This window comes from Pseudomonas putida, from assembly GCF_002906855.1.
In the GTDB taxonomy this organism is placed as follows: Bacteria; Pseudomonadota; Gammaproteobacteria; order Pseudomonadales; family Pseudomonadaceae; genus Aquipseudomonas; species Aquipseudomonas putida_N.
In genome coordinates, this window is record NZ_MINI01000048.1 from 978,764 (window position 1) to 994,685 (window position 15,922).

17 protein-coding genes are annotated in these 15,922 nt (G+C 64.2%); 14 read left to right on the top strand and 3 right to left on the bottom strand.

Annotated features, from left to right (window positions below; translation table 11 throughout):
* Nucleotides 1-20 precede the first annotated feature (20 nt).
* Complete coding sequence (locus tag BGP85_RS27250) at nt 21-422, bottom strand: response regulator (RefSeq protein ID WP_103445985.1); 402 nt, start codon at nt 420-422, stop codon at nt 21-23.
* A gap of 196 nt (nt 423-618) precedes the next feature.
* Between BGP85_RS27250 and gshB the strand changes: the two genes are divergently transcribed.
* From gshB to BGP85_RS27320, 14 genes are all read left to right on the top strand, one after another.
* A complete protein-coding gene (gshB, locus tag BGP85_RS27255; protein ID WP_103445986.1) occupies nt 619-1,572 on the top strand; it encodes a glutathione synthase in 954 nt (317 codons plus the stop codon).
* A gap of 91 nt (nt 1,573-1,663) precedes the next feature.
* Nucleotides 1,664-2,563: an energy transducer TonB gene (locus BGP85_RS27260; RefSeq protein WP_103445987.1), complete on the top strand. Its 900-nt coding sequence runs from the start codon at nt 1,664-1,666 to the stop codon at nt 2,561-2,563.
* A 132-nt stretch (nt 2,564-2,695) separates the two neighbouring features.
* Nucleotides 2,696-3,265, top strand: coding sequence for a YqgE/AlgH family protein (locus tag BGP85_RS27265; RefSeq protein ID WP_103445988.1), 570 nt, complete (start codon nt 2,696-2,698; stop codon nt 3,263-3,265).
* Entirely contained in the window at nt 3,265-3,690 is a 426-nt protein-coding gene (gene ruvX, locus BGP85_RS27270; RefSeq protein ID WP_103445989.1) for a Holliday junction resolvase RuvX, read from the top strand. The genes BGP85_RS27265 and ruvX overlap by 1 nt, the downstream gene beginning before the upstream one ends.
* Nucleotides 3,691-3,750: 60 nt before the next feature.
* Nucleotides 3,751-4,269, top strand: a complete 519-nt coding sequence (pyrR, locus tag BGP85_RS27275) for a bifunctional pyr operon transcriptional regulator/uracil phosphoribosyltransferase PyrR (protein ID WP_103445990.1) — start codon at nt 3,751-3,753, stop codon at nt 4,267-4,269.
* A gap of 13 nt (nt 4,270-4,282) precedes the next feature.
* Nucleotides 4,283-5,287: an aspartate carbamoyltransferase catalytic subunit gene (locus tag BGP85_RS27280; RefSeq protein ID WP_008099987.1), complete on the top strand. Its 1,005-nt coding sequence runs from the start codon at nt 4,283-4,285 to the stop codon at nt 5,285-5,287.
* Nucleotides 5,284-6,555 carry a dihydroorotase gene (locus BGP85_RS27285; RefSeq protein WP_103445991.1) on the top strand — a complete coding sequence of 424 codons (1,272 nt, stop codon included), beginning with the start codon at nt 5,284-5,286 and terminating at the stop codon, nt 6,553-6,555. Before BGP85_RS27280 ends, BGP85_RS27285 begins: the two co-directional genes overlap by 4 nt.
* Before the next feature lie 212 nt (nt 6,556-6,767).
* Complete coding sequence (gene hslV / locus BGP85_RS27290) at nt 6,768-7,298, top strand: ATP-dependent protease subunit HslV (protein WP_027920652.1); 531 nt, start codon at nt 6,768-6,770, stop codon at nt 7,296-7,298.
* Between the two features lie 76 nt (nt 7,299-7,374).
* A complete protein-coding gene (hslU, locus tag BGP85_RS27295) occupies nt 7,375-8,718 on the top strand; it encodes an ATP-dependent protease ATPase subunit HslU (RefSeq protein ID WP_103445992.1) in 1,344 nt (447 codons plus the stop codon).
* Nucleotides 8,719-8,877: 159 nt separating this feature from the next.
* Nucleotides 8,878-9,255, top strand: coding sequence for a gamma-butyrobetaine hydroxylase-like domain-containing protein (locus BGP85_RS27300; protein ID WP_103445993.1), 378 nt, complete (start codon nt 8,878-8,880; stop codon nt 9,253-9,255).
* A gap of 353 nt (nt 9,256-9,608) precedes the next feature.
* Nucleotides 9,609-11,288, top strand: coding sequence for a class II poly(R)-hydroxyalkanoic acid synthase (gene phaC / locus BGP85_RS27305; RefSeq protein ID WP_103445994.1), 1,680 nt, complete (start codon nt 9,609-9,611; stop codon nt 11,286-11,288).
* Nucleotides 11,289-11,351: 63 nt separating this feature from the next.
* Entirely contained in the window at nt 11,352-12,203 is an 852-nt protein-coding gene (gene phaZ / locus BGP85_RS27310; protein WP_103445995.1) for a poly(3-hydroxyalkanoate) depolymerase, read from the top strand.
* Nucleotides 12,204-12,271: 68 nt separating this feature from the next.
* Nucleotides 12,272-13,954, top strand: a complete 1,683-nt coding sequence (phaC, locus tag BGP85_RS27315) for a class II poly(R)-hydroxyalkanoic acid synthase (protein ID WP_103445996.1) — start codon at nt 12,272-12,274, stop codon at nt 13,952-13,954.
* Nucleotides 13,955-13,967: 13 nt separating this feature from the next.
* Nucleotides 13,968-14,582 (top strand): TetR/AcrR family transcriptional regulator, encoded by a 615-nt coding sequence (locus BGP85_RS27320; protein WP_103445997.1) that lies wholly within the window; start codon nt 13,968-13,970, stop codon nt 14,580-14,582.
* Nucleotides 14,583-14,649: 67 nt separating this feature from the next.
* Here BGP85_RS27320 and BGP85_RS27325 read toward each other — a convergent pair whose 3' ends face one another.
* Nucleotides 14,650-15,426, bottom strand: a complete 777-nt coding sequence (locus tag BGP85_RS27325; protein WP_103445998.1) for a phasin family protein — start codon at nt 15,424-15,426, stop codon at nt 14,650-14,652.
* Between the two features lie 10 nt (nt 15,427-15,436).
* Complete coding sequence (locus BGP85_RS27330) at nt 15,437-15,856, bottom strand: phasin family protein (RefSeq protein ID WP_103445999.1); 420 nt, start codon at nt 15,854-15,856, stop codon at nt 15,437-15,439.
* Nucleotides 15,857-15,922: the final 66 nt, after the last annotated feature.

Consider the following 15,922-nt stretch of genomic DNA (forward strand, 5'->3'; position numbering starts at 1 on the left):
GCCGCGCCAGCGCGGCGCGGTCAGGGTGAGGATTGTTCGGGCGCGGCGAAACCAGGCACATGGGCCCTGATCGCGTCGAGCAGTTCTTCCTTGCTGAATGGTTTGGTCAGGAACTGGTCGGAGCCGACCACCCGGCCGCGGGCCTTGTCGAACAGGCCGTCGCGAGACGACAGGAGAATCACCGGGATGTCCTTGAAGGCACTGTTGTGCTTGATCACCGCGCAAGTCTGATAACCGTCCAGACGGGGCATCAGCACGTCGACGAAGATGATCTGTGGCTGGTGGTCGATGATCTTGGCCAGGGCATCGAAGCCGTCACTGGCGGTGATCACCTCGCAGCCCGCTTCGCCGAGCAACATCTGCGCGGTGCGGCGGATCGTGCGGGAATCGTCGATCACCATCACCTTCAGGGGCTGTTCCATAAGTCGCGCTACCATCGCTGCACTGTGTGGGCGGCAAGCCACGGATGGCTTGACGCTTGAAGCTGAGGGCATTTTTAGCACACTCCGCAGGCCCGTTCCATCTGCCACCCCCTTGACCCGCGGCGTTCACGGCGCCACCCTGAGCCACTTTTCTTTCGATTCACCGCGGCCACGGGCCGCCAAGAGGAACCACCCCATGAGCGTTCGCCTCGGCATTGTCATGGACCCGATCGCGTCCATCTCCTACAAGAAGGACAGCTCGCTGGCCATGCTGCTGGCCGCCCAGGCCCGTGGCTGGGAGCTGTTCTACATGGAGCAGCGCGACCTGTACCAGGGCGAAGGCAAGGCCCGCGCACGCATGCGCCCGCTGAAAGTGTTCGCCGACCCGGCACACTGGTTCGAGCTGGGCGAAGAGCAGGACAGCCCGCTGGCCGAGCTGAACGTGATCCTGATGCGCAAGGACCCACCGTTCGACATGGAGTTCGTCTACAGCACTTACCTGCTGGAGCAGGCCGAGAGCGAAGGCGTGTTGGTGGTGAACCGCCCGCAGAGCCTGCGTGACTGCAACGAAAAACTGTTCGCCACGCTGTTCCCTCAGTGCACCCCGCCTACTCTGGTCAGCCGTCGCCCGGACATCATCCGCGAATTTGCGGCTCAGCACGGTGACGTGATTCTCAAGCCGCTGGATGGCATGGGCGGCACGTCGATCTTCCGTCACCGGGTGGGCGACCCCAATCTGTCGGTGATCCTCGAGACCCTGACCGCCCTGGGTGCCCAGCAGATCATGGCGCAGGCCTACCTGCCGGCCATCAAGGACGGCGACAAACGCATCCTGATGATCGACGGCGAGCCAGTCGATTACTGCCTGGCCCGTATTCCGGCCAGTGGCGAGACCCGTGGCAACCTGGCTGCTGGTGGCCGCGGCGAAGCCCGCCCACTGACCGAGCGTGACCGCTGGATCGCCGCCCAGGTCGGCCCGACCCTGCGTGAAAAGGGCCTGCTGTTCGTCGGCCTCGACGTGATCGGCGACTACCTCACCGAAATCAACGTCACCAGCCCAACCTGCATCCGCGAGATCGACGCGGCCTACAACACCGATATCGGTGGCAGGCTGATGGATGCCATTGATCGCCAGCTCAAGGCGCGCTGACCGCCGACGCGGAGCAAATGCGCGGAGTGGGGTATGATGCCGGTCCTTTTCGACTGAGCTGCTGCCCCGCCCTGCGGTTGCTGGATACCTGATGACGCTGCCTGCCGACATCCCTTCCGACCTGCTGCCACCGCGCGTTCGCCCGGTGGACCGGCTTGGCTTTACCCTGTTCCTGGCTGCCTTGGTGCACCTGGCGCTGATCCTTGGCGTCGGCTTTACCGTGGTCAAACCGGCGGAAATCCGCCAGACCATGGACATCACCCTGGCCACCTTCAAAAGCGAGAAAGCGCCGAAGAAGGCTGATTACCAGGCTCAGGCCAACCAGCAAGGCAGCGGTACCCTGGAAAAGAAAGCCGTGCCGACCACCACCGAGGTGGCGCCGTTCCAGGACACCAAGATCAACAAGGTCACCCCGCCGCCTGCGGCCAAGCCGGAGGTAGCACCACCGCCAGTGCCGGAGAAGTCCGCAGTGGCGACCAAGGCGCCGAAAGCGCAGAAGGTCGAGCCCAAGCCCAAGGAAAGCAAGCCAAAGCCGGCGGCGGCCACGCCGGACTTCGACAGTTCGCAACTGTCGAGCCAGATCGCCAGCCTTGAGGCAGAGCTTTCCAACGAACAGCAGATGTACGCCAAACGCCCGAAGATTCACCGCCTCAATGCGGCTTCGACCATGCGCGACAAGGGCGCCTGGTACAAGGAAGAGTGGCGCAAGAAGGTCGAGCGAGTAGGTAACCTGAACTACCCCGACGAGGCACGCCGGCAGCAGATTTACGGCAACTTGCGGATGATGGTGTCGATCAACCGCGATGGCTCGCTGTACGAGGTGCTGGTGCTGGAATCGTCCGGGCAGCCGGTGCTGGACCAGGCGGCCCAGCGCATCGTACGTCTGGCAGCACCGTTTGCGCCGTTTACCGGGGACCTGGCCGAGTTCGACCGGCTGGAGATCATCCGCACCTGGCGCTTTGCCCGTGGTGACCGTCTGTCCAGTAATTGAGTATTGACGCCGGGCTTGCCGGATGTGGTTGCGCTCGATCTCACAGGCGCCAAAACCCTCACGACAGACCCCAACCAGACGACACAATTGCGCACCTTGTCAGCCTCGCCACCTAGCGCCACACTATCTCCCATGAAAATCCTCACCCCGAGCTACCTCAAGCATCAGTTCCTGATCGCCATGCCGCACATGGCCGATCCGAACTTCGCCCAGACCCTCACGTACATCGTCGAGCACAACGCCAATGGCGCCATGGGCCTGGTGGTCAACCGACCGCAGGAGCTGAACCTGGCCGACATTCTCGAGCAGTTGCGGCCAGACGAACTGCCGCCGGCCAGCACCTTGCAGGTGCCGATCTACCAGGGTGGCCCAGTGCAGACCGACCGTGGTTTCGTGCTGCACAGCAGCGAATGCAGCTTCCAGGCCACCGTGGCCCTGGAAGGGCTGTCGCTGACCACCTCGCAGGACGTGCTGCTGGCCATCGCCGCCGGAGTCGGGCCGAAACAAAGCCTCATCACGCTCGGCTATGCCGGCTGGGAAGCGGGCCAACTGGAAGCCGAACTGGCCGACAACGCCTGGCTCAACTGCCCGTTCGACCCAGAGATCATTTTCGGCCTGGCCAGCGACCTGCGCCTGGACGCCGCCGCCGCCAGCCTGGGGATCAACCTCAGCCTGCTGACCAGCCAGGCGGGGCACGCCTGATGAGCGAACTGCGTTTACTGCTGGGCTTCGACTACGGTACCAAACAGATCGGCGTGGCCGTGGGCCAAGTGGTGACCGGCCAAGCCCGCGAACTGTGCACCCTGAAGGCGCAAAACGGCGTGCCGGACTGGGCCCAGGTGGAAAAGCTCATCGCTGAATGGAAGCCCGACGCCATCGTCGTCGGCCTGCCGCTGAACATGGATGGCACACCGAGCGAAATGAGCGAGCGCGCGGAAAAGTTCGCCCGCCGCCTCAATGGCCGCTTCAACCTGCCGGTGCACACCCACGACGAACGCCTGACCACCTTCGAGGCCAAAGGTGAGCGCCTGGCGCGTGGCGGCCAGCGCGGCAGCTACCGTGACAACCCGGTCGACGCCATCGCCGCCGCCCTGCTGCTGCAAGGCTGGCTGGAGGCCAATACCTGATTTTTCCCGCGTTTACGTCGGGGCTATCACAACGCCTCCGGCGCCCCCAGGAGATACGCAATGAGCCTACCCAATCCCGCCGACCTGATCCGGCAGATGGCCGTCGACCTTCGCGCCCATCTGACCCGCCGCAACATCTCCGAGCCGCGCTTCATCGGCATCCGCACCGGCGGCGTCTGGGTTGCCCAGGCCCTGCAGGAGGAAATGGCCGACCAGAGCCCGCTCGGTACCCTGGACGTGTCGTTCTATCGTGATGATTTCAGCCAGAACGGCCTGCACCCGCAGGTACGCCCATCGGAGCTGCCGTTCGAGGTCGAAGGCCAGCACCTGGTGCTGATCGACGACGTGCTGATGAGCGGCCGCACCATTCGCGCCGCACTCAACGAACTGTTCGATTACGGCCGCCCGGCCAGTGTCACCCTGGTCTGCCTGCTCGACCTGGATGCCGGCGAACTGCCCATCCGCCCCAATGTACTCGGCGCCACCCTGTCACTGGCGGCCCATGAACGGGTAAAATTGACCGGACCCGCACCGCTCGCCCTCGAGCGCCAGGACCTCGCCACCGCTTCCGCCCTTTAAGAGTCCCCTCGCGATGACGCCAATCGACGCCAAGCGCCCGCTGCAGCTCAATGACCAGGGCCAGCTGCGCCACTTCCTCTCGCTCGACGGTTTGCCCCGCGAACTGCTCACCGAGATCCTCGACACCGCCGACTCGTTCCTCGAAGTCGGCGCACGGGCCGTGAAGAAAGTCCCGTTGCTGCGCGGCAAGACCGTGTGCAACGTGTTCTTCGAGAACTCGACCCGTACCCGCACAACCTTCGAGCTGGCCGCGCAGCGCCTGTCGGCCGACGTGATCAGCCTGAACGTGTCGACCTCCTCGACCAGCAAAGGCGAGACTCTGTTCGATACCCTGCGCAACCTCGAAGCCATGGCCGCCGACATGTTCGTCGTGCGCCACTCCGACTCCGGCGCCGCGCACTTCATCGCCGAGCATGTGTGCCCGGACGTCGCCGTGATCAACGGCGGTGACGGCCGCCACGCGCATCCGACTCAGGGCATGCTCGACATGCTGACCATCCGCCGCCACAAAGGCAGCTTCGAGAACCTCTCGGTGGCGATCGTCGGCGACATCCTGCACTCGCGCGTGGCCCGCTCCGACATGCTCGCGCTGAAGGCGCTGGGCTGTCCGGACATCCGCGTGATCGGCCCGAAAACCCTGATCCCGATCGGTATCGAGCAGTACGGCGTGAAGGTCTACACCGACCTCGCCGAAGGCCTCAAGGACGTCGACGTAGTGATCATGCTGCGCCTGCAGCGTGAGCGCATGGCCGGCGGCCTGCTGCCTAGCGAAGGCGAGTTCTACCGCCTGTTCGGCCTGACCACCGCACGCCTGGCCGGGGCCAAGCCGGACGCCATCGTCATGCACCCGGGGCCAATCAACCGCGGCGTGGAAATCGAATCGGCGGTGGCCGACGGCAAACACTCGGTGATTCTCAACCAGGTTACCTACGGCATCGCCGTACGCATGGCCGTGCTGTCCATGGCCATGAGCGGGCAGAACGCGCAACGTCAATTCGACCAGGAGAACGCCCAGTGACCATCAGTATTCTTGGCGCCCGAGTCATTGACCCTGCCAGCGGCCTGGACCAGGTCACCGACCTGCACCTGGACGGTGGGCGCATCGCGGCCATCGGCGCCGCCCCGGCCGGTTTCAGCGCCAGCCGCACGATCGAAGCTGACGGCCTGATCGCCGCACCCGGCCTGGTCGATCTCGGTGTCTCGCTGCGCGAGCCGGGCTACAGCCGCAAGGGCTCCATCGCCAGTGAAACCCGCGCCGCCGTGGCCGGTGGCGTAACCAGCCTGTGCTGCCCACCGCAGACCAAGCCTGTGCTGGATACTTCGGCAGTGGCCGAGCTGATCCTCGACCGCGCCCGCGAAGCGTCCAACAGCAAGGTCTACCCGATCGGCGCCCTGACCAAGGGCCTGGAAGGCGAGCAGCTGGCCGAACTGGTTGCCCTGCGCGACACCGGTTGCGTGGCCTTCAGCAACGGCCTGAAGGAAATCCCCAACAACCGTACCCTGGCCCGTGCCCTGGAGTACGCTGCTACCTTCGACCTGACCGTGGTGTTCCACTCTCAGGACCGTGACCTGGCGCAGGGCGGCCTGGCCCACGAGGGCGCCATGGCCAGCTTCCTCGGCCTGCCCGGCATCCCCGAGACCGCCGAAACCGTGGCCCTGGCGCGCAACCTGCTGCTGGTGGAACAGACAGGCGTGCGTGCGCACTTCACCCAGATCACCAGCGCCCGTGGCGCACGGCTGATCGAACAGGCCCAGCAGCTGGGCCTGCCGGTGACGGCCGACGTGGCACTGTATCAGCTGATCCTCACCGACGAGTCGCTGCGTGAGTTCTCCAGCCTGTACCACGTACAGCCGCCACTGCGCACCGCCGCCGACCGTGACGGCCTGCGCGCGGCAGTGAAGTCGGGCGTGATCCAGGCGATCTCCAGCCACCACCAACCCCACGAGCGCGATGCCAAGCTGGCCCCGTTCGGCGCCACCGAACCGGGTATCAGCAGCGTCGAACTGCTGCTGCCGCTGGCCATGACCCTGGTCGAGGACGGCCTGCTCGACCTGCCGACCCTGCTCGCCCGCCTGAGCAGCGGCCCGGCCAAGGCCATGCGCCTGCCGGCCGGTGAGCTGAAAGTCGGCGGCGCGGCCGACATGGTGCTGTTCGACGCCAAGGCCTCGACGATTGCCGGTGAGCAATGGCTGTCGCGCGGCGAAAACTGCCCGTTCATCGGCCACTGCCTGCCGGCGGCCGTGCGTTATACCTTGGTCGATGGGCACGTCTGCCACGAGGCCTGAGTAAAACCCTTCGCGGGCAAGCCCGCCCCCACAGGATCAGCGCAGGCCGTCGCCTTGCAAGCGTCCTGTGGGAGCGGGCTTGCCCGCGAAGGTGCCAGCACCAGTGTCCTTGCCAGGCGCGACCATTCATCCCCCGCGGTTGAAATCCTTCCCCCCACCCCCATATGAGTCTGCATCAGGCAATTTTGCCCCGCTGCGTGGAGACTCTCCCCTTGACCACCATCGTTTCTGTCCGCCGTAACGGCAAAGTCGTCATGGGCGGCGACGGCCAGGTATCCCTCGGCAACACCGTGATGAAAGGCAACGCCAAGAAGGTCCGTCGCCTGTACAACGGCGAAGTGATCGCCGGTTTCGCCGGTGCCACCGCCGACGCCTTCACCCTGTTCGAGCGCTTCGAAGCCCAGCTGCAGAAACACTCCGGCCACCTGGTGCGTGCCGCCGTCGAGCTGGCCAAGGAATGGCGTACCGACCGCTCCCTGAGCCGCCTGGAAGCCATGCTGGCGGTGGCCAACAAGGACGCATCGCTGATCATCACCGGCAACGGTGACGTGGTCGAACCGGAAGACGGCCTGATCGCCATGGGTTCCGGTGGCGGCTACGCCCAGGCCGCAGCCCGCGCCCTGCTGAACAAGACCGACCTGTCGGCCCGGGAAATCACCGAGGCCGCCCTGAACATCGCCGGCGACATCTGCGTGTTCACCAACCACAACCTGACCATCGAGGAGCAGGACCTGGCCGAGTGATCAGCTGTTCTGGCGCCCCATCCCGGCGGTGGGGCTTTTCCACGCTGACACATTCTGTTTCAGGACCGTATTGATCATGTCCATGACCCCCCGCGAGATCGTCCACGAACTCAACCGCCACATCATCGGCCAGGACGACGCCAAGCGTGCCGTCGCCATTGCCCTGCGCAACCGCTGGCGGCGGATGCAGCTCCCTGCCGAGCTGCGCGCCGAGGTGACCCCGAAGAACATCCTGATGATCGGCCCTACCGGCGTCGGCAAGACCGAAATCGCCCGCCGCTTGGCCAAGCTGGCCAACGCGCCGTTCCTCAAGGTCGAAGCCACCAAGTTCACCGAAGTGGGCTATGTCGGCCGTGACGTCGAGTCGATCATCCGTGACCTGGCCGATGCCGCGCTGAAGATGCTGCGCGAGCAGGAAATCGTCCGTGTGCGCCACCGCGCCGAAGACGCCGCCGAAGACCGCATCCTCGATGCCCTGCTGCCGCAGGCGCGGGTCAGCAGCTTCAGCGAGGAAGCCGCACAGACCAGCAGCGACTCCAATACCCGCCAGCTGTTCCGCAAGCGCCTGCGCGAAGGCCAGCTGGACGACAAGGAAATCGAAATCGAAGTGGCCGAGAACATGGGCGTCGAAATCGCCGCGCCACCCGGCATGGAAGAGATGACCAACCAGCTGCAGAGCCTGTTTGCCAACATGGGCAAAGGCAAGCGCAAGGCTCGCAAGCTGAAGGTCAAGGACGCGCTGAAGATGGTGCGCGACGAAGAAGCCGGCCGCCTGGTCAACGAGGAAGAACTCAAGGCCAAGGCACTGGAAGCGGTCGAGCAGCACGGTATCGTGTTCATCGACGAAATCGACAAGGTGGCCAAGCGTGGCAATGTCGGCGGTGCCGATGTATCCCGTGAAGGCGTGCAGCGCGACCTGCTGCCGCTGATCGAAGGCTGCACCGTCAACACCAAACTGGGCATGGTCAAGACCGACCACATCCTGTTCATCGCTTCCGGTGCGTTCCACCTGAGCAAGCCGAGCGACCTGGTGCCAGAGCTGCAGGGCCGTCTGCCGATCCGAGTCGAACTGAAAGCGCTGACCCCGGAAGATTTCGAGCGAATCCTCAAAGAGCCGCACGCTTCGCTGACCGAGCAATACAGTGCGCTGCTCAAGACCGAAGGCCTGAACATCGAGTTCGCCGCCGACGGCATCAAGCGCTTGGCCGAGATTGCCTATCAGGTAAACGAGAAGACCGAGAACATCGGTGCCCGCCGCCTGCACACCCTGCTCGAGCGCCTGCTCGAAGAGGTGTCGTTCAGTGCCGGTGACCTGGCCAGCACCCACGACGAAACACCGATCCACATCGATGCGGCGTATGTGAACGGCCACCTCGGTGAGCTGGCGCAGAACGAAGACCTGTCGCGCTACATCCTGTAAGACCGCGTCAACCTCTTCGCGGGACAAGCCCGCTCCTACTGCACAGTGCTTGAAGACTGCGCGATAACTGTAGGAGCGGGCTTGTCCCGCGAAAGGGCCCTTGAATCCCACCACCGGAAGCTGGAAGCTTGCACCATCAGATCCCGAGAGATTCCAGCCATGGCCCGCCTGCCCACCGCCATCAATCTGCACAAAGCCTCCAAGACCCTCAGCCTCACCTACGCCCCCGGCGAGGTGTACCAGCTGCCCGCCGAGTTCCTGCGGGTGCACTCCCCTTCCGCCGAGGTTCAAGGCCACGGCAACCCCATCCTGCAATTCGGCAAGATCAATGTCGGCCTCATCGGCCTGGAGCCTGCCGGCCAATATGCACTGAAACTGACCTTCGACGACGGCCATGACAGCGGCCTGTTCACCTGGGAATACCTCGAGCAGCTGTGCCTGCGCCAGGAGCAGCTGTGGGCCGAGTACCTCGACGAGTTGCACAAGGCCGGCAAGTCCCGTGACCCGGCGGAATCGGTGGTCAAACTCATGCTCTAGCTCAAGCCTTCCAGGCTTTAGAGCGCATTTTCTAATCTCATCTGTTTGAATGCCTTACAGACAACTCTTAAACGGGTTGTCTTGCGCATTACATGAAAGTCGGGTAACCAATGGAGCTGGCAAGTTCCCTGCATCGCCTTGAAGGCAATCAGGCACTGGCCGGTATGTAGAGGTCGCGAGCGAAAGCAGGCTGTCTTCACACGCAGAATCCCCCGCAGCTCATCGCCGAATGCATCCGGCCTGCAGCACCGCTGTTCCTTATCACTGGTCACCCGAGTAACAGTACCGGGCTGTCCGCTGTGCAATGCGCCACAGCAATCCGGTACTCGTCTCAGGACAACGGAGCGTCGTAGATGAGTAACAAGAACAACGATGAGTTGCAGCGGCAGGCCTCGGAAAACACCCTGGGGCTGAACCCGGTCATCGGCATCCGCCGCAAGGACCTGCTGAGCTCTGCGCGTACCGTGCTGCGTCAGGCCGTGCGCCAGCCGCTGCACAGTGCCAAACATGTGGCGCACTTCGGCCTGGAGCTGAAGAACGTCCTGCTGGGCAAATCCAGCCTCGCCCCGGCAGGTGACGACCGTCGCTTCCAGGACCCAGCCTGGAGCAAGAACCCGCTGTACCGCCGCTACCTGCAAACCTACCTGGCCTGGCGCAAGGAACTGCAGGAGTGGATCGGCAACAGTGACCTGTCGCCCCAGGACATCGCCCGCGGCCAGTTCGTCATCAACCTGATGACCGAGGCCATGGCGCCGAGCAACACCCTGTCCAACCCGGCGGCGGTCAAACGCTTCTTCGAAACCGGCGGCAAGAGCCTGCTGGACGGCCTGTCCAACCTGGCCAAGGACGTGGTCAACAACGGCGGCATGCCCAGCCAGGTCAACATGGAAGCGTTCGAGGTCGGCAAGAACCTCGGTACTAGCGAAGGCGCCGTGGTCTACCGCAACGATGTGCTGGAGCTGATCCAGTACAGCCCCATCACCGAGCAAGTGCATGCCCGCCCGCTGCTGGTGGTCCCGCCGCAGATCAACAAGTTCTACGTCTTCGACCTGAGCCCGGAGAAGAGCCTGGCGCGCTTCTGCCTGCGCTCGCAGCAGCAGACCTTCATCATCAGCTGGCGCAACCCGACCAAGGCCCAGCGCGAGTGGGGCCTGTCGACCTACATCGATGCCTTGAAGGAAGCGGTCGATGCGGTCCTGGCAATCACCGGCAGCAAAGACCTGAACATGCTCAGTGCCTGCTCCGGTGGCATCACCTGCACCGCCCTGGTCGGCCACTACGCCGCGCTGGGTGAGCAGAAGGTCAATGCCCTGACCCTGCTGGTCAGCGTGCTGGACACCACCCTGGACACCGAGGTGGCACTGTTCGTCGACGAACAGACGCTGGAGGCCGCCAAGCGTCACTCCTACCAGTCCGGGGTGCTCGAAGGCAGCGACATGGCTAAGGTGTTCGCCTGGATGCGCCCCAACGACCTGATCTGGAACTACTGGGTCAACAACTACCTGCTCGGCAACGAGCCACCGGTATTCGACATCCTGTTCTGGAACAATGACACCACGCGCCTGCCAGCCGCCTTCCACGGCGACCTGATCGAACTGTTCAAGAACAACCCGCTGACCCGCGCGGATGCCCTGGAAGTGTGCGGCACTGCCATCGACCTGAAGAAAGTCCAGTGCGACATCTTCAGTGTCGCCGGCACTTCCGACCACATCACCCCGTGGCAATCGTGCTACCGCTCGGCGCACCTGTTCGGCGGCAAGATCGAGTTCGTGCTGTCCAACAGCGGCCACATCCAGAGCATCCTCAATCCGCCAGGCAACCCCAAGGCCCGCTTCATGACCGGCGCCGACCGCCCGGGCGACCCGGTGGCCTGGCAGGATAACGCCGAAAAGCATGCCGACTCCTGGTGGCTACACTGGCAGACCTGGCTGGGCGAACGCGCCGGCGAGCTGAAAAAGGCACCGACGCGCCTGGGCAACCGCGCCTATACCGCTGGCGAGGCTGCACCGGGGACTTACGTCCACGAGCGCTGAGTCACAATGCCGTGGCCGCTTGGAGCGTGCCACGGTACATTTTCAAGCCACAGAGCCACGCGCATGCCGCTACCCTACATCTTCCGGACCGTCGAGCTGGACGACCAATCCATCCGTACCGCGGTGCGCCCGGGCAAGCCGCATCTGACGCCGTTGCTGATCTTCAACGGCATCGGCGCCAACCTGGAGCTGGTGTTCCCGTTCATCGAGGCACTGGACCCGGACCTGGAAGTCATCGCCTTCGACGTCCCGGGCGTGGGCGGCTCGTCCACGCCACGCCACCCTTACCGCTTTCCAGGCCTGGCCAAGCTGACGGCGCGCATGCTCGACTATCTGGACTACGGCCAGGTCAATGTCATCGGCGTTTCCTGGGGCGGCGCCCTGGCCCAGCAGTTCGCCCATGACTACCCCGAGCGCTGCAAGAAGCTGGTGCTGGCAGCCACGGCGGCGGGGGCGGTGATGGTGCCCGGCAAGCCCAAGGTGCTGTGGATGATGGCCAGCCCCAGGCGCTACGTGCAGCCATCGCACGTGATCCGCATCGCGCCGCTGATCTATGGCGGCGGTTTTCGCCGCGACCCGGAGCTGGCCATGCACCACGCCGCCAAGGTGCGCTCCGGCGGCAAGATGGGCTACTACTGGCAACTGTTCGCCGGGCTGGGCTGGACCAGCATCCATTGGCTGCACAAGATCCAGCAACCGACCCTGGTGCTGGCCGGCGACGACGACCCGCTGATCCCGCTGATCAACATGCGCCTGCTGGCCTGGCGAATTCCCAATGCCCAGCTACACATTATCGACGACGGTCATCTGTTCCTGATCACCCGGGCCGAGGCCGTCGCCCCGATCATCATGAAGTTTCTCCAGCAAGAACGTCAGCGCGCGGTCATGCACCCCAGTCCGGCCTCTGGTGGCTGAATTGTTGCTTGCTGTTGCACGAGCACGACTGATGAGTACCACCGTGGCCTGACAAGGGAGTTGTTGCCATGAAAGAAAAACCGGCCAAAGGAACGTCAACGCTCCCTGCCACCAGCATGAACGTGCAGAACGCCATCCTCGGTGTGCGCGGCCGCGACCTGATCTCCACCTTGCGCAGTGTTGGCCGCCATAGCCTGCTCAATCCACTGCACACCGCCCGTCACCTGTTGACACTGGGCGGCCAGCTCGGCCGGGTGATGCTCGGCGACACGCCTTATCAGCCGAGCGCGCGTGATGCCCGTTTCAACGATCCTACGTGGAGCCAGAACCCGTTCTACCGGCGCAGCCTGCAGGCCTACCTGGCCTGGCAGAAACAGACCCGCCTGTGGATCGAGGAAAGCCACCTGAACGACGATGACCGGGCCCGTGCACACTTTCTGTTCACCCTGATCAACGACGCCCTGGCACCGAGCAACTCGCTGCTCAACCCACTGGCGGTCAAGGAACTGTTCAACACTGGCGGGCAGAGCCTGGTGCGTGGCGTCGCCCACCTGCTCGACGATTTGCGCCACAACGACGGCCTGCCGCGCCAGGTCGACGAGCGCGCCTTCGAAGTGGGCGGCAACCTGGCCGCCACGCCCGGCGCCGTGGTGTTGCGCAACGATCTGCTAGAGCTGATCCAGTACAAGCCGATGAGCGAAAAACAGTACGCCCGGCCCGTGCTGGTGGTGCCGCCGCAAATCAACAAGTACTACATCTTCGACCTGCAGCCGAGCAACAGCTACGTCCAGTACATGCTCAAGAATGGCCTGCAGGTGTTCATGGTCAGCTGGCGCAACCCCGACCCACGCCACCGCGAGTGGGGCCTGTCGAGCTATGTGCAGGCCCTGGAAGAAGCACTCAACGCCTGCCGCAGCATCAGCGGCAGCCGCGACCCGAACCTGATGGGCGCCTGCGCCGGGGGCCTGACCATGGCCGCACTGCAAGGCCACCTGCAGGCCAAGCACCAGCTGCGCCGGGTACGCAGCGCCACTTACCTGGTCAGCCTGCTCGACAGCAAGTTCGACGGCCCGGCCAGCCTGTTCGCCGACGAACAGACCATCGAGGCCGCCAAGCGTCGCTCGTACCAGCGTGGTGTGCTGGACGGTGGCGAGGTGGCGCGGATCTTCGCCTGGATGCGGCCCAACGACTTGATCTGGAACTACTGGGTCAACAACTACCTGCTCGGCAAGACCCCGCCGGCCTTCGACATTCTCTACTGGAACGCCGACAGCACTCGCCTTCCGGCCGCGCTGCACGGCGACTTGCTGGACTTCTTCAAGGTCAACCCACTGACCCGCGCCGCGGGCCTGGAAGTGTGCGGCACCCCCATCGATCTCAAACAGGTGGACCTCGACAGCTTCACCGTGGCCGGCAGCAACGATCACATCACGCCGTGGGACGCGGTGTACCGCTCGGCCTTGCTGCTCGGTGGCGACCGACAGTTCGTGCTGGCCAACAGCGGGCACATCCAGAGCATCATCAACCCACCCGGTAACCCCAAGGCGTACTACCTGGAAAACCCCAAGCTCTCGAGCGACCCACGCGCCTGGTTCCATGACGCACAGCGCCGCGAAGGCAGCTGGTGGCCGTTGTGGCTGGAGTGGATCACGCCGCGCTCCGGCCCGCTCAAGGCGCCACGCACGGAACTGGGCAACACCACCTATCCACCGCTGGGCCCTGCGCCAGGCACCTATGTCCTGACCCGATGAGCGCCACGACTGGATGAAGACCCGCGACCGTATCCTCGAATGCGCCCTGCAGCTGTTCAACTTGCAGGGCGAGCCGAATGTCTCGACCCTGGAGATTGCCAACGAACTGGGTATCAGCCCAGGCAACCTGTACTACCACTTCCACGGCAAGGAGCCCTTGATCCACGGGCTGTTCGACCGCTTCGAGGAAGCGCTGATGCCGCTGCTCGACCCTCCGCTGGAGGTGCGCCTGGAGGCCGAGGACTACTGGCTGTTCCTGCACTTGATCGTCGAGCGCATGGCGCAGTACCGCTTTCTGTTCCAGGACCTGTCCAACCTGACCGGGCGCCTGCCGAAGCTGGCACGGGGCATGCGCAGCCTGATCAACGCGCTCAAGCGCACGCTGGCGGCATTGCTGGCCAGCCTCAAGGGCCAAGGGCAGGTGGTCAGTGAGACGCGGGCATTGGGGCAACTGGTGGAGCAGATCACCCTGACCTTGATGTTCTCGCTGGACTACCAACGGGTGCTGGGGCGCGAGGGCGATGTGGGGATCGTGGTGTATCAGGTGATGATGCTGGTGGCGCCGCATCTTCAGGTGCAGGCACGGGCGGCGGCCGAGGAGTTGGCGGTGAGGTATCTGGAGGGATAGATCTGACAGCTCGATGGCGCGCCCTTCGCGGGACAAGCCCGCTCCCGCGAAGGGCATTACACCGCTATCAGAGCAGAGAGCCGGTGCTGGCCGGAGCCGAAGGCGGGTTGCTCGCTGGGGCCGCAGTAGGCGCCGGAGCGGCGGTAGCGGCCGGCGCGGCGCTGGCCGCTGGTGCTGCCGGCTTGGCGGCTGCCGGTTTGGCCGGGGCCTTCTTCACTGCCGGCTTCTTCGCTGCGGCAGGCTTGGCAGCCGGTTTCGCCGCGGGCTTGGCCGCTGCAGTCTTGGCAGCCGGTTTCGCCGCTGCTGGTTTGGCCGCTGCTGGTTTGGCTGCTGCCGGTTTGGCTGCTGCGGTTTTTGCCGCTGGCTTGGCCAATGGTTTGGCCGCTGCCTTGCTCGCTGCCGGCTTGGCCGCTGCGGAGCGCGAGGAGATCGGGGTAACCGATGCGCCGGTCAGTTTCTCGATCTGCTTGGTCAGGCTGTCGACCTGCTGATGCAGGGCCTTGATCTCGTTGCGGCTCGGTACACCCAGGCGCGAAATGGCACTGTTCAGGCGCTTGTCGAAGGCCTCTTCGAGTTCGCTCCACTTGCCCAAAGCACGGTCCTTCACGCCCGATACGCGCGAAGTGGTCGAGGACTTGGCGGTTTCAGCCACGTCTTCAGCTGTCTTCTTCGCTTGCTTCTCAGCCTTCTCGCCATCTTTCACCAGCGAGTCGAACAGCTTCGGGCCGTCCTGGTCGACTTTCGAATAGATACCCAGCCCCGCCAGCCAGATCTTGCGGGAATACTTCTCGATCCCGCCGATCCAGGAGCTGCCTTCTTTGTCGGAATTCTTCTTGCCAGCCATCCTGCTCTCCTTATGGTTTGTGCGCGACGCGCTCGAGCAGCTCATGCAGCTGTTCAAGCTTGATGGATAACGCCTCAACGTCATGTTTAGACGGAATGCCAAGGCGATTCAAGGCGCGACCTACCCGTGCGTCGAAAGCTCTTTCGATCTTGTCGAGTTGAATTTCGACCTTGCCGCGTACGCGGCTGACTTCTTCACCCGCTTCGTCGAGCTGGTGGTTGGCGGCATCGAGCTCTTTGTCGATGCGCTGCTTGCCGCGTTTCTCGACGCCTTCGCCGGCCTTGACCAGCTCCTTGAAGTAGTCGGAGCCTTCCTGGCCAACACGGGCGTAGGCGCCGATACCGGCCAGCCAGATCTTGCGTGCATAGCCACGCACCTCGCCAAGCGTGCCCAGGGCTTCGTCTTTTTTCTTCACAATCACTTTGGCCATGCTGTGTACCTCATGTTCATGAGTGGAGGAAAAACCGCCCATGGAGGTTGGGCTTGTGCACACGGT

What these genes read in the sequence shown, in the direction of transcription:
- BGP85_RS27300 (WP_103445993.1), top strand. Translation starts at nt 8,878, where the DNA reads ATGGCCCGCCTGCCCACCGCCATCAATCTGCACAAAGCCTCCAAGACC.
- BGP85_RS27250 (WP_103445985.1), bottom strand. Translation starts at nt 422, where the DNA reads ATGGAACAGCCCCTGAAGGTGATGGTGATCGACGATTCCCGCACGATC.
- phaZ (WP_103445995.1), top strand. Translation starts at nt 11,352, where the DNA reads ATGCCGCTACCCTACATCTTCCGGACCGTCGAGCTGGACGACCAATCC.
- BGP85_RS27325 (WP_103445998.1), bottom strand. Translation starts at nt 15,426, where the DNA reads ATGGCTGGCAAGAAGAATTCCGACAAAGAAGGCAGCTCCTGGATCGGC.
- gshB (WP_103445986.1), top strand. Translation starts at nt 619, where the DNA reads ATGAGCGTTCGCCTCGGCATTGTCATGGACCCGATCGCGTCCATCTCC.
- phaC (WP_103445994.1), top strand. Translation starts at nt 9,609, where the DNA reads ATGAGTAACAAGAACAACGATGAGTTGCAGCGGCAGGCCTCGGAAAAC.
- BGP85_RS27320 (WP_103445997.1), top strand. Translation starts at nt 13,968, where the DNA reads ATGAAGACCCGCGACCGTATCCTCGAATGCGCCCTGCAGCTGTTCAAC.
- pyrR (WP_103445990.1), top strand. Translation starts at nt 3,751, where the DNA reads ATGAGCCTACCCAATCCCGCCGACCTGATCCGGCAGATGGCCGTCGAC.
- BGP85_RS27280 (WP_008099987.1), top strand. Translation starts at nt 4,283, where the DNA reads ATGACGCCAATCGACGCCAAGCGCCCGCTGCAGCTCAATGACCAGGGC.
- BGP85_RS27330 (WP_103445999.1), bottom strand. Translation starts at nt 15,856, where the DNA reads ATGGCCAAAGTGATTGTGAAGAAAAAAGACGAAGCCCTGGGCACGCTT.
- ruvX (WP_103445989.1), top strand. Translation starts at nt 3,265, where the DNA reads ATGAGCGAACTGCGTTTACTGCTGGGCTTCGACTACGGTACCAAACAG.
- BGP85_RS27265 (WP_103445988.1), top strand. Translation starts at nt 2,696, where the DNA reads ATGAAAATCCTCACCCCGAGCTACCTCAAGCATCAGTTCCTGATCGCC.
- BGP85_RS27260 (WP_103445987.1), top strand. Translation starts at nt 1,664, where the DNA reads ATGACGCTGCCTGCCGACATCCCTTCCGACCTGCTGCCACCGCGCGTT.
- hslU (WP_103445992.1), top strand. Translation starts at nt 7,375, where the DNA reads ATGTCCATGACCCCCCGCGAGATCGTCCACGAACTCAACCGCCACATC.
- phaC (WP_103445996.1), top strand. Translation starts at nt 12,272, where the DNA reads ATGAAAGAAAAACCGGCCAAAGGAACGTCAACGCTCCCTGCCACCAGC.